Source organism: Candidatus Nitrospira salsa (assembly GCF_965152625.1).
Genome location: NZ_CBCUCO010000003.1, coordinates 170,146 through 182,849, shown reverse-complemented (window position 1 = coordinate 182,849; position 12,704 = coordinate 170,146). Strand labels below are relative to the sequence as shown.

Here is a 12,704-nt window from a genome sequence, read left to right as displayed (position 1 = left end):
ATGAGGAACGTCTTGAGTAGAGTAATCCATCTTGTTGTGAGTGTAGTGCTTGTTGCTGGCATCTCAGGATGTCAACTCTGGCCCATTATGTCGAATGAAGACGGCCGGAAAATTCGTGATATGGGGAAAGCCGACCAGGTCATGCATCCTTACGCGCCGCAACCTGTTCATTTAAGTGAGAGTTATGGCAATGCATTTCAAACCGCAAGAGACAATCAAATTCTGAACCCTGATGCATCCAAAAATCTCGATGTCGTCACGGGAAAAGATGGAACTGCGACATACAACTCTATAGAGCTCTACCGAAAAGGTTATTCTTCGCCTCCTTTTAAAACTGAATCGTCTGGTGGAGGTAGCAAATGAGTGAGTCTAGCTGGAAGCCAACACGTGTCGGTGTGAGCGGCTCAGAGTCTTCCACGGATGTCAAAGTCGTTGAAGTGTCGATCATGACACCAGATGCCAAGAAAATCATTGAAGATCAGATTCGCGCTGATGCTGGGTTTTGTCTTAAACCGCAGGGCGATACACAGGTTCCTGATCTCTTAGTACTTGAGATAGATGAGGATCCAGAAAAAACGTTTTCTCTCGTCAAGACGGTCTTGAGTTCCGCCAAAGGGACTGAGATTTTTCTAACATCTGCCAAAACTGATTCGACACTCTTGTTGGAAGCGCTTCGGGCTGGCATGAAGGAGTTTTTACCGCAACCCATTCAACCAGATGAAGTGAAGGCGGCGTTAGAACGCTTCACAACCCGGAATGGTGAAACGGCATATGAAGGGAAGAAGCAGGCGGGGAAGGTGATAACGTTATTTGGTGGTAAAGGGGGAACGGGAACAAGCAGTGTTGCCGTGAATCTTGCAGCCAGTCTTCATCTGAGTGCCAAAAAGCCTGCCGTGGTGTTGGTAGATGTGAATCAACATGGTGGAGATATTCCCCTGTACCTTGATTTACCGACGGCTCATAGTTTTCGAGACATTGCCGCTGATCTCAGTCGTGTGGATTTAGCCTTCCTCGCGAGCGTCTTAACTAAACATGAGTCCGGAGTGCATGTGCTGCCATCCGGGTATGATGATTTGAGTGCAGGGCGACTGAATCCAGACTGCATTGAGCCAACGATCAAGCTTCTTCAGTCGATGTTCGAATTTGTGGTCATTGATTGTGGCCATGTCTTAGATTTGACAACGAAAAAAGCCTTGGAATTATCTTCGAGTATTATGGTGGTCTCAAGTTTGATGGTTCCTGTTGTGCATCGAACAAAACGCATCCTCGAATTGCTGCGCGGTTCCGGCGTTCCGCAAAGTAAAATTGATTTACTCATTACCCGGTATCTTCCCCATGAAAAAGATGTCTTAACGGAAACGAAGGATATCTTGAAACAGGAAGCCAACTGGTTACTGCCAAATGATTATGTCTCTTCCAGTAACGCGATTAATAGTGGAAAGCCAGTCGTGATGATTGCCCCTCGATCACCGTTGACCAAAACCTATCAACGGTTGGCGGCCTCGTTCCTCGATCATGCTCCAGAACCTCAGAGCAGTTCTTTTTGGGGAAATTGGATGAAGTCTGTCAAGGGGAAGCGGGCTCATCAGAATGCGGCGCCAGCCTGACCATTTCTTATCTAAAATTAAAGGTGTGAACGAACGATGATTGCATCTGAGTGGGAACAAGTCGGAACCGGAGGGACGAACCTCGAAGAATTAAAAGGTCGATTGCATCGTCAGGTCATTGAAGCGCTTGATCTGTCTGTGGTCGCGACGCTTGATCAAGGTTTGCTCAAAGCTGAATTGAGCAACTTAGTCGAAAAATTTTTAGAACAAGAACCCGTCCCCTTAAATGCACGTGAACGGGAACAACTGATTACAGAAATTCAATACGAAGTGATGGGGCTTGGTCCATTGGAACCATTACTTCAAGATCCCACGGTGAACGATATTCTGGTCAACCGGGCTGATCAGATATATGTGGAACGTGCAGGAAAACTACAACCGACGGATATTAAATTTCGTGATGAGACGCACTTACGGAAAATTATCGAAAAAATTGTCTCGGCCATTGGCCGGCGAGTTGATGAATCCTCTCCCATGGTTGATGCCCGATTAGCTGATGGCTCCCGGGTGAATGCCATCATTCCACCACTTGCGTTAGATGGCTCTTCAATATCCATCAGGAAATTTTCCAAAGATAAGTTGCAGATTGACGACTTGGTGGCGAAACGATCTCTGACTCCGGAAATTGCGGTATTGCTCAAGGGCATTGTCGAAGCCCGTCTGAATATCTTGATTGCAGGCGGTACTGGTTGTGGAAAGACAACAATTTTAAATATTTTGTCGAGTTTTATTCCATCAGACGAGCGTATTATTACCATCGAAGATTCCGCCGAGCTTCAACTCCGGCAAGACCATGTGGTGCGACTGGAAACTCGACCTCCAAACGTTGAAGGCCGAGGTGAAGTGACGCAACGTGAGTTAGTTAAGAATACACTTCGAATGCGACCAGACCGGATTGTCCTTGGAGAGGTTCGGTCGGGAGAGTGCTTGGACATGCTTCAAGCTATGAATACTGGTCATGATGGATCGTTGACGACCATCCATGCAAACACACCTCGCGATGCGTTAACGCGTGTCGAGACACTCGTAGCCATGGCCGGGTTGAATTTGGCGACCAAGGCGTTACGTCACTACATTAGTTCGGCCCTTGATGTTGTGGTGCAAATGACGCGGTTGTCTGATGGAACGAGGAAAATGACGAGTTTGCAAGAGATTACGGGTATGGAAGGTGAAATTATTACATTGCAAGAGATTTTTTCATTTCATCAAACCTCGTTAGACGAAAATCGTATGGTCAAAGGGAAATTTGCAGCGACTGGTGTTCGACCAAAATTTGTTGAACGATTTAAAGCTTTAGGCATTGATATTGATCAGGAAATTTTCGATCCGACTAAAGTGTATGAAATATAACGGAATGACGGAGTGGTGCCAGTATTTTGAGGAGACAGAATTGAGATGACGATTCTTATCAGCATCGGCATCTTCGTCAGTATCATTCTGTTTCTTGAAGGTGGATTTCATATCTATCACACGTATATCAGTCCGAGAAACAAAAAAATTAAACGACGATTGCGGAACTCGGGAAAGCCTAAGACATCAGGTCATGAGCAGTTGCAGCAAGCGAATGTTATTCGACAACGGGCGACAGGCAATGTGCAATGGCTCAATGTTCTGTTGTCGAAAGTAACAAGCCTTTCAGCAGTCGAAACGTTGTTGATTCAAGCGAATAGTCACATGCCTCTCAGCGTGTTTGTCTTAATCTCATTTGTCACGGCGGCATTCGCGGCTGTGGCGGCCGCGCTTTATCAATTGGGAGTACTTGGGATGTTAGGCTGTGGGATGGTTGGTTTATTTCTTCCACTTATATACATGCGCTGGAAGCGGAAAGGCCGATTTTTAGTATTTCAACAGCAGTTACCCGACGCGTTAGATTTGATGGCAAGAGCATTACGAGCTGGTCACGCTTTTTCCGTTGGAATGAAAATGGTCGGCGATGAATTTCCTGATCCGATTGGGCCGGAAATGGGGAGAGCTGTCGAAGAAATTTCGTATGGCATTGAAATTCCAGAAGCCCTAAAAAGTCTTTCAAAACGCATTGAATGTGTGGATTTAAAGTTTTTTGTGACCGCATTGATTGTTCAGAGAGAAACTGGCGGTAATTTAGCAGAAATTATTGAAGCCATTAGTCGATTGATTCGATTGCGGTTTGAGCTTCTGGGAAGAGTTCAAGCCTTGTCGGCTGAAGGGAAATGGTCGGCCATTGTCTTGATGGCGTTACCGATTGTTTTGCTCTTTGGACTTTCATGGATTAATCCTGAATATATGGACCCCTTGTACAACGATCCAACCGGACAATTGATGTTGGCCGTCGCTATCGTGTGGATGTCGATTGGTGGCGTGGTTATTAAGCGGATGATCAATATCAAGACTTAATAGGCAGACTATGGAAATGGCATTAGTCATCAGTGGGTTGGTATTTGTCGGCATGTTAGTGCTCATGGTAGGGAGCTATGCTCTTTTCCAATCTCGACAGCGTGCGAAAGAGTGGGGTGAACGAGTTAAAGGGAAGGCTAAAGCTAAAGAAGAAGCCAAGCAAGATGAAGGTCTTGGGTATCTCAAAGCGCAAATGCTTCATCTCTTGGAGAAGTTAGGGCAAGCTAATAAGCCCAAGGATCAAGCTGAAACGTCAAGGCTTCGTAAAACGTTAGTTTCTGCAGGCTACAGAAGTTCGCGCGCGCCCATTATCTTTCTTGGAACGAAAATATTTTTGATGTTGATCTTCCTCGGTCTGTTTTTTCTGTTTGGCTCAGATCTGACGAAAGATAAACCGATGTCGTATTTTATCGGTGGGATGGTCGGGTCAGCCATGGCAGGATTCTATGCCCCTCAATTGTGGCTCTCTACCTCTGTCCAAAAGCGTCGTGAACGTATTCTCGATGGATTTCCTGATGCCTTAGACCTCATGGTCGTCTGTGTTGAGGCAGGTCTCGGTCTGGATCAAGCGATCGCGAGAGTAGGAGAAGAAATTAGTATCGGGCATAAGGATCTTGGCGAGGAATTCAAAATTTTAAGCTTGGAGTTGCGGGCAGGACTCACACGAGAACAGTCCCTCAGAAATTTAAATGCACGGACCGACGTGGATGAAATCCGCAGTCTTGTCGCATTGTTGATTCAAACCGATCGATTTGGAACCAGTATTGGACAAGCCTTACGAGTTCATTCTGATTCGATGAGAATGAATCGTCGCTTGAAGGCCGAGGAAATGGCCGCCAAATTGCCGGTGAAATTGATGGGGCCACTCATTCTGTGCATTTTTCCAGCGCTCTTGATCGTGATTATGGGACCAGGCGTCATTCTCCTTATGAAAAAAGTCTTCCCGGCCATGGGAGGGGGATAATGAAACATGCACTATCTTTAACTCGTCACAGGTATGGATACGTAAGAAAGGTCGGTGGGATCATGAGAGGCCGAAACAGAAAACAACCAGGGCAGTTACATAATCAGAGAAAACAGAATTCTTCGTTAATACGGATTGCGTTCGTGTCATTGGGATGTCTGCTTTTTCTATCCGGCTGCGCGTCTGATTCACTCTTTGAAATGCAGGACGAGCATTATCAACCGGTCCTAGAACGTCAAAAGGCAGGGCTCCCGTTTGATGAAAGTGTCAGTAAGGTGGATATCAAAGAATACACACCTGAAGAGTATGAGCAGTTTGGGGATTCACATATGAAGCAGGGGAAAATTGTTCTTGCTGCGGTGCAATATGAAGCGTCATTGAAGTTAGAACCATCACGGGTTTCTGCCAGATATAAGGCTGCACAGGTCTATCTGCAACATGGAAAGGCTGAGAAGGCCTATGAGCGGTATCATGAAATTCTAGATTATGATTTTAACTATGCGTTGGCATACGAAGGCATGGGGCAGGCTCTTCTACGAATGAATAAAGATGCGGAAGCTGAACTTGAATTTCAGCAAGCGCTGGTGTTCGATAGTCAGTTGTGGCGTGCCCATAATTTTCTAGGTATCATTGCTGATCGCCAATCTCGGCATTCTACGGCTATGGATCACTATCAACACGCTCTTCTCATTAAACCAAATGAACCTCATGTTCTGAATAATCTCGGCATGGCACATTTTCTTAACAAGGAATACGGTAAAGCAATTGATATTTTTCAACAGGCCATTCATATCAATCCGAATAACTCAAAAATTTGGAATAATATTGGAATGACCTACGCAAAAATTGGTCAATATTCATCGTCTTACGATGCGTTTCAACGAGGGCTTGATGCTCCTAAAGCATATAACAATCTCGGACTTCTTTTTTTAGAAGAAAAGCAAACAGCTCGTGCGTTGAAGTGCTTTGAGAACGCAGTCAGTGCGCAAACGACGTTCTATGAAAAAGCACAAAAAAATCTCACTCTGGCAAAGAAAGAACTTTCCAAACTATCTCCTTTTAAACGGCGTGCCGTCAAACTTCAGCAAGGAAGTTGTCTCTAAGAAATGCGATGTTTGATCTCATGCCTGCTCAGGCATGAGATCTAAACGTATATTCTCCTTGTCTCACCTCGCTACATCTAGGATTTTCTCTCTCGATCCCAGTTCGGAAATTCAGAAGTTACAATCGTTGTCTATCTGAGAAAGAGCCGAATAGGCATTGAACGTTGAACTCGGGCTTTCTCCTGAATTGTTGATTAGAGGTCGTCTTGGCAACGATTTGTTCCCTATCTGCCAGAAGACCGAATAGTCAGAGAACGTTGACCCCGGTTTTCCTCCTAAGGTGTTGATGAGAAGTCGCCAAGACAGCACAAGGCAATGCCTTAAACATCGGAAGGTTATACCCGCTTGGATGTACTGATAATGATTGAGGTCTCATATCACGTATTGGATATCAAAATTGAGTAGGTTGGCGCTTTACTGTTTCGGTATAACTGACATGGCTATAAGTGGGATGTCGGCAGAGTTAACGCTGTCTGTTACTTTAGAATGGTTTCGGCTCGTGTCGTTTGAGAAGGATTCAGATCGATTGATTCGAAAGCTTATCCCAGTGACAGACTTCTGTTTTCATGTGAAAACAGGCGACGATGGCACGGGATTTTTCGACTTGCTATCGTTTGTTATGCGGTGGCTGGATTTGATGGGGATTTCTGCTATACCGCTGTCGTGTAGGTTAACATTGGGCATGGGTGAATAGGAAATCACTTTTAGCGGTAAGAGCGTCGGATGGACAACAGTTGAGTCTAACGGCTACGAGTGGATAACGAAAGGGTTGGTGAGGGACGATGGCATTGCGTTTGCTTTAGTAGACGGTATGAACGCGAACCACGACAATGACATTCACAACCCTCACCAACTTACACAGAGGAGATCCCCCATGAACCACATCATGACCTTCATCAACGACGAAGACGGTGCGACGGCTATGGAATATGGCTTATTGGCGGCCTTGATTAGCGCCGTGATCATTGGATCAGTCACGACGCTCGGCAATGTGATTGGGACGACCCTCAATACGATTTCTGCTTCGATGACAGCGGCCAGTTAACCCAAGTCCTGGCCGTGGTGATATTGTTGGATGGGAGGAAGTCCTGAGTTTATACAAGAGAATACTAGATCTTCGACAAGCCGTCTGAATCCTTAGCGATTGAGACGGCTCTTTGTTTTTAGAAACCCATCAGAGTGGTTCGGAAAAAACTCACCGGCTCGACTCCTTTAACTCTGTGTTTATTATGAGAAAGAGAAGGAAGTCAAATGGTTGTTTTCCTGAGTTTCTTTAGAATTTGCACTTTGAAGTTTATGGGTCCTGATCATGAGTATGGTTCTAGAGTGTTACGTTTAATTCGAAGAGAATGCCAACGTCATGTATAGTATTGATGAACGGAGATGTCCACATTACTTTGAAGGAATATGCGTAGGCTCTTGTATAGACATTTTACAGCATGCGAGTTACGCTAGGTGCTTGAATATGATGAGAAAGGCTTAGCATGATCCAACGATCCATTGAATATTGCCAGAGGGATTTGTGGGAAACCAATCTCGAAAGTCTGGAGCCGCTCCAGCGATATTGGGTCAGTTTCCTGCGTCTGATGTTTGTGGCGGCCTGGGAATTTAAGGAAAGTGTTCTTAGTATACGCGCGACGAGTCTTGTATACACCACCTTGCTTTCCATCGTGCCGTTTTTAGCGGTGATGTTTTCAGTGCTTAAAGCGTTTGGCGTTCATCAAGAAATAGAACCAATTCTGGGTCATGCGTTAGAGCCATTAGGTGAAAAAGGTGGTGAGGTTACTCGCAATATTATTGGATTTATCGACAATCTAGAGGTCGGAGTGTTGGGGGCTGTCGGTGTCGCTGGGCTTTTCTACACGACGTATTCCTTAATCGCGAAAATCGAAGAAGCCTTGAACTCGGTCTGGCGTGTTCAGCAAGGTCGTCCGTTTGCTCGTCAATTTACCGATTATCTTAGTGTCGTGCTCGTCGGTCCTGTTTTTGTGTTTACGGCATTTGGATTGACGGCATCGGCACAAAGTCATTGGCTTGTGCAGCAAGTCGTCTCAATTCAGCCCTTCGGGTACCTAATGGTCTGGGCGACAAAGCTGTTGCCATTTGTTTTCATCTGTTTTGTGTTTACCTTTCTCTATAAATTTGTTCCTTACACAACTGTGAATTTGAAGTCAGCATTGATGGGTGGGGTAACGGCCGGGGTACTGTGGCAATTAGCTGGACTGGTTTTTGCCAAAACCGTCGCCAGTTCAGGGAACTACAGTGCAATCTATTCCAGTTTTGCGGTGCTCATTCTCTTCCTGATCTGGCTCTATGTCGGATGGCTCATCGTCTTGGCAGGGGCGCAAGTTGCCTATTACCATCAACATCCATCGGCGTATCTGATGCAGTTACGGTGGCGACAGAACACGCATACGTTTCGTGAACATGCTGCTCTAGCCATTCTGCTACAGATCACCCGTCGGTATTTTGGGAGTTCACCTCCATTGGAAGAGTGGCGTCTTGCACAGGCCTTGAACGTTCCGCTTTCGGTGGTAGAAGATGCCACGAAGCTGCTTATTGAGGGAGGAATACTTGTGAGGACCGCAGAGCCGATTGGTGTCACACTCGGGCGGCCTCCGGAGCAAGTATCAGTTGTAGAAATTCTTGATTTAGTTCGTGCTCAAGATCAAGCCTGTGCTCTCTTTTCTAATGATGATATGAAGGAAGTCGGCCAAATGTTACGACGAAGAGACGATGCTGTCGAAGACGCTCTCGAAGATGTCACTCTGCGATCCCTTGCACTCAATGGTCGTTTGCCGCAAGATCTGGCAACCCCTCGATTGATACATGCCGAAGAAGCTGAGACTGTTCCATCTCCAGCCGTGCATGACTCATAGGCATCGATGACTTTCCCTTTTTCTTTTTTGTGCTTTCCCTTATTGTGAAAATATATTTTGAGAAGGGTTGAAAAAGGATATGACGGAGTGATGAAAATTGGACTCATTCAAATGTCCTGCTCTCCGAATCCATCGGAGAATGTGGCGCAAGCTGTTTCTCATATCGAAGAAGCTGAGCGTGGAGGTGCGTGCATTGTCTGTTTACCAGAGCTGTTCCGTTCGCAGTACTTCTGTCAGCGCGAAGATGCGGCTCTCTTTGATTTAGCCGAATCGATTCCTGGTCCGACGACAGAGGTGTTGGGGAAAATCGCCAAAGAGAAAAAATTGAGCATTCTGGTTCCACTGTTCGAACGGCGAGCAGCGGGGGTGTATCATAATTCGCTCGTTGTGATGAATGAAAAAGGTGAAATTTCAGGTCTGTATCGTAAAATGCATATTCCCGACGATCCAGCCTATTATGAAAAGTTTTATTTCACGCCGGGGGATAAAGGCTTTCAAGCCATTAAGACATCTTATGCTACCATCGGTCCGTTGATCTGTTGGGATCAATGGTATCCTGAGGCAGCGAGGCTAACGGCATTGCAAGGGGCAGAGTTGCTGGTCTATCCCACAGCGATTGGTTGGCATCCTGCTGAGAAGACGCAAGAGGGCACCGCGCAACGTGAGGCGTGGATCACCATTCAGCGAAGCCATGCGATAGCCAATGGAGTATTTGTCGTCTCAGTGAATCGGGTCGGTCATGAGATTCAGTCAGAAGGTGGAGATGGAATCGAGTTTTGGGGTAGTTCCTTTGTCTGTGATCCGTTTGGAGTGATTCTAGCTCAAGCCTCTGTCGAAAAAGAAGAAGTGCTGCTTGTCGATATCGACTTAAAACGAATTGAAGAAACTCGTAGAAATTGGCCATTCCTCCGCGATCGCCGCATTGACGTGTATGGGGAGATTACGAAACGGTATCTCGGTGACGAATGAATCGTATTTGCGAGTCTGTTTATAGTTGATGTTTTTACCCTCACCCTAGCCCTCTCCCTTAAAGGGAGAGGGAATTAATGAACTATTAAGCTTTCCTCGTGCTCGTTGACCTCAGATGGTACTCTGTGGTTTTTCTTTGATCTATCCTAAAATTGAAAGTTCGCTCTCCCCATTGTTGGGGAGAGGGGTAGGGTGAGGGGGACCATTGAAGCGTATGTCAAAAAGTTCAAGAGTTAACGCCAAACGTCTTCGACGTGATCAGACTGATGCTGAACAAAAAATCTGGCTGCGGCTTCGTGCTCGTCAACTTAGCGGAGAAAACTTTCGTCGACAGCATCCCGTTGGAAGATATATAGTCGACTTTTGTTGTGTTGAAAAGAAAGTAATAGTTGAACTGGATGGCGGGCAACATGCTGAGCAAGAACAGGATGATCAGCAGCGTACAGAGTATTTGAAGACGCAGGGTTACCGTGTGCTGCGATTTTGGAATCATGATGCCTTGGAGAAGACAGATGATGTGTTGGAGGAGTTAGTGAGGGCCATTGATCGTTCTGATAGCAGTCACTCTCACCCTAGCCCTCTCCCTGGCAGGGAGAAGGGACAAAGTAATGGATTTCGCATGCCGGCGGAGTGGGAGCTGCATGAGGCCACATGGGTTGGATGGCCGCACAACACCACCGATTGGCCTGGGAAGATGTCGGCTATTCACTTGGTCTATGGCGAGATTGTTCGGAAACTGAGTGTTGGCGAGATTGTTCGGGTTTTGGTAAATGACAAGAAGCATGAAGAGCGAGCCATGCGAATGTTAGACCGAGTTGGTGTTGATCGTTCACATGTGGAGTTTTTTCGTATTCCTACCAATCGTGGATGGACCCGGGACTTTGGGCCAATTTTTGTAAAAAATTTTAACCTACAGTCTGAGCTGCGTATTGCGCGATTTCGATTCAACGCGTGGGCGAATTATCCGGATTGGCAAAAGGACAATCGAGTGCCTGAACGTCTCGCGGCTAAGCTGAAAATGCCAGTATCAATTGTTGAACATGGTGGACGTCTTGTGGTTCTAGAGGGAGGAAGTATCGATGTTAATGGTTGTGGGACACTACTGACGACTGAAGAATGTCTCTTGGATGAACAGGTGCAAGTACGTAATCCAGGATTTCAAAAACATGATTATGAACAAATATTTCGTCAGATACTGGGTATAACAAATGTCGTATGGCTCGGCAAAGGCATAGCCGGTGACGATACGCATGGACACGTAGATGATCTTTGCCGGTTCGTGAACCGAAATACGGTCGTGGTGTGTCAAGAATCCAATACGCAGGATGAAAACTATGAAACATTAAAGGAAAATCGAGAACGACTTGCTTCGGTAAAACTCGAAGATGGCTCCTCGGTTCAGGTCGTTCATTTACCGATGCCAGCGCCATTACGTTTCGAAGGTCGTCGACTTCCTGCTAGTTATGCAAATTTTTATATCGCGAATGCGGCTGTGCTCGTCCCGACGTTTAATGATCCCCATGACCGTGTGGCGTTAGGTATTTTGGGAGAACTGTTTCCTGATCGTCCTGTGGTCGGTATCCACGCAGTCGATCTCGTGTGGGGTTTTGGAACAATTCATTGTCTGACCCAACAACAGCCAGCCTTAACTCGTCATTCATGAATCGTCGCTCATATCTCGCATGGAAATTCGTTGAATCTGTTTTACGAGCAACGAGCAACGTTAGGTAAAATATGAACACTCAATCCTCAGGATCATTTGAACTTCCCTCGCCATTGAGAATTGGTTGGATCGGGACTGGTGTGATGGGATCCTCCATGTGCGCACATCTCCTGACCCAGGGCTATGATCTCACGGTCTTTACTCGGTCGCGTGAAAAAGCTGAGAGCTTGCTGGACCAGGGCGCGCATTGGGCTGATTCCCCAGGTGAAGTGGCATCTCATAGCGATATCGTGTTTACGATTGTTGGGTTTCCGAATGATGTCCAGGAAGTGTATTTCGGCAAAGACGGTCTATTAGCGGAAGCGAAAGCCAAGCATGTGTTTGTCGATATGACGACATCGAGACCGACTTTAGCCAGAGAGATAGCTGAAAGTGCAGAGGTCAAAGGCGCGTACAGTATCGATGCGCCAGTTTCGGGAGGGGATATTGGTGCGAAGAATGCGACCTTATCCATTATGGTTGGAGGCGACGGTCCTATTGTCGATGCGCTGCGACCGTTATTGAGCGTATTAGGAAAGTCAATTGTTCACCAAGGCGGACCGGGTAGCGGGCAACACACGAAGCTATGTAATCAAATCACGATTGCCGGAACCATGATCGGTGTGTGTGAAGCGCTGATATATGGCTACCAAGCCGGGCTCGATTTGAACACAATGTTGAGTTCAATTCAAGGAGGGGCTGCAGCCTGTTGGACATTGGATAACTTAGCGCCTCGTATGCTTAATCGAAATTTTGATCCTGGGTTTTATATCGATCATTTCATTAAGGATATGGAAATGACTCTCGAAGAGTCTAAGCAACTGGGCATTCAATTGCCTGGACTCTCTCTGGTTCATCAACTCTATCGCGCGGTCCAGGCCCATGGGCATGGACGCTTGGGAACACACGCTCTCCTCCTTGGCCTCGAGCATCTGTCAGACCTACAAGTCAAGACGTGAAGCGTCGTTCGTGAAAAAACAAACGTATCTCGTCGTTCGTATCTCGTCGCTCGCATACAACGTCAAATATGTCTTGATTTTTCCAATGGAGTCATTCCCTTTATCTCGCTCTCGGGGGCGTGAAGGACGTAAAGCTATTGCAGATGAA

The 12,704-nt window shown here is 46.4% G+C and carries 12 protein-coding genes; all 12 read left to right on the top strand.

The window, feature by feature from the left end; translation table 11 throughout:
- Positions 1 to 12: 12 nt before the first annotated feature.
- The 12 genes from ACWQXP_RS12305 (at position 13) to ACWQXP_RS12250 (ending at position 12,556) form a co-directional block, all read left to right on the top strand.
- Positions 13 to 363, top strand: coding sequence for a hypothetical protein (locus ACWQXP_RS12305; RefSeq protein ID WP_454063168.1), 351 nt, complete (start codon positions 13 to 15; stop codon positions 361 to 363).
- Positions 360 to 1,607, top strand: coding sequence for an AAA family ATPase (locus ACWQXP_RS12300; RefSeq protein WP_454063167.1), 1,248 nt, complete (start codon positions 360 to 362; stop codon positions 1,605 to 1,607). The genes ACWQXP_RS12305 and ACWQXP_RS12300 overlap by 4 nt, the downstream gene beginning before the upstream one ends.
- A gap of 36 nt (positions 1,608 to 1,643) precedes the next feature.
- Positions 1,644 to 2,957 (top strand): CpaF family protein, encoded by a 1,314-nt coding sequence (locus tag ACWQXP_RS12295; protein WP_454063166.1) that lies wholly within the window; start codon positions 1,644 to 1,646, stop codon positions 2,955 to 2,957.
- A 45-nt stretch (positions 2,958 to 3,002) separates the two neighbouring features.
- Positions 3,003 to 3,980, top strand: coding sequence for a type II secretion system F family protein (locus ACWQXP_RS12290; RefSeq protein ID WP_454063165.1), 978 nt, complete (start codon positions 3,003 to 3,005; stop codon positions 3,978 to 3,980).
- Between the two features lie 10 nt (positions 3,981 to 3,990).
- Positions 3,991 to 4,944: a type II secretion system F family protein gene (locus tag ACWQXP_RS12285; RefSeq protein WP_454063164.1), complete on the top strand. Its 954-nt coding sequence runs from the start codon at positions 3,991 to 3,993 to the stop codon at positions 4,942 to 4,944.
- A 143-nt stretch (positions 4,945 to 5,087) separates the two neighbouring features.
- Positions 5,088 to 6,047, top strand: coding sequence for a tetratricopeptide repeat protein (locus tag ACWQXP_RS12280; protein ID WP_454063163.1), 960 nt, complete (start codon positions 5,088 to 5,090; stop codon positions 6,045 to 6,047).
- 436 nt (positions 6,048 to 6,483) lie between these two features.
- A complete protein-coding gene (locus tag ACWQXP_RS12275; protein ID WP_454063162.1) occupies positions 6,484 to 6,741 on the top strand; it encodes a hypothetical protein in 258 nt (85 codons plus the stop codon).
- Positions 6,742 to 6,921: 180 nt separating this feature from the next.
- On the top strand, positions 6,922 to 7,092 hold the full coding sequence (locus tag ACWQXP_RS12270) for a Flp family type IVb pilin (RefSeq protein ID WP_454063161.1): 171 nt from the start codon (positions 6,922 to 6,924) through the stop codon (positions 7,090 to 7,092).
- A 439-nt stretch (positions 7,093 to 7,531) separates the two neighbouring features.
- On the top strand, positions 7,532 to 8,926 hold the full coding sequence (locus ACWQXP_RS12265; RefSeq protein ID WP_454063160.1) for a YhjD/YihY/BrkB family envelope integrity protein: 1,395 nt from the start codon (positions 7,532 to 7,534) through the stop codon (positions 8,924 to 8,926).
- 90 nt (positions 8,927 to 9,016) lie between these two features.
- Positions 9,017 to 9,895 (top strand): carbon-nitrogen hydrolase, encoded by an 879-nt coding sequence (locus tag ACWQXP_RS12260; protein WP_454063159.1) that lies wholly within the window; start codon positions 9,017 to 9,019, stop codon positions 9,893 to 9,895.
- A gap of 214 nt (positions 9,896 to 10,109) precedes the next feature.
- On the top strand, positions 10,110 to 11,558 hold the full coding sequence (locus ACWQXP_RS12255; protein ID WP_454063158.1) for an agmatine deiminase family protein: 1,449 nt from the start codon (positions 10,110 to 10,112) through the stop codon (positions 11,556 to 11,558).
- A 71-nt stretch (positions 11,559 to 11,629) separates the two neighbouring features.
- Complete coding sequence (locus ACWQXP_RS12250; RefSeq protein WP_454063157.1) at positions 11,630 to 12,556, top strand: NAD(P)-dependent oxidoreductase; 927 nt, start codon at positions 11,630 to 11,632, stop codon at positions 12,554 to 12,556.
- The last annotated feature ends 148 nt before the right edge of the window (positions 12,557 to 12,704 follow it).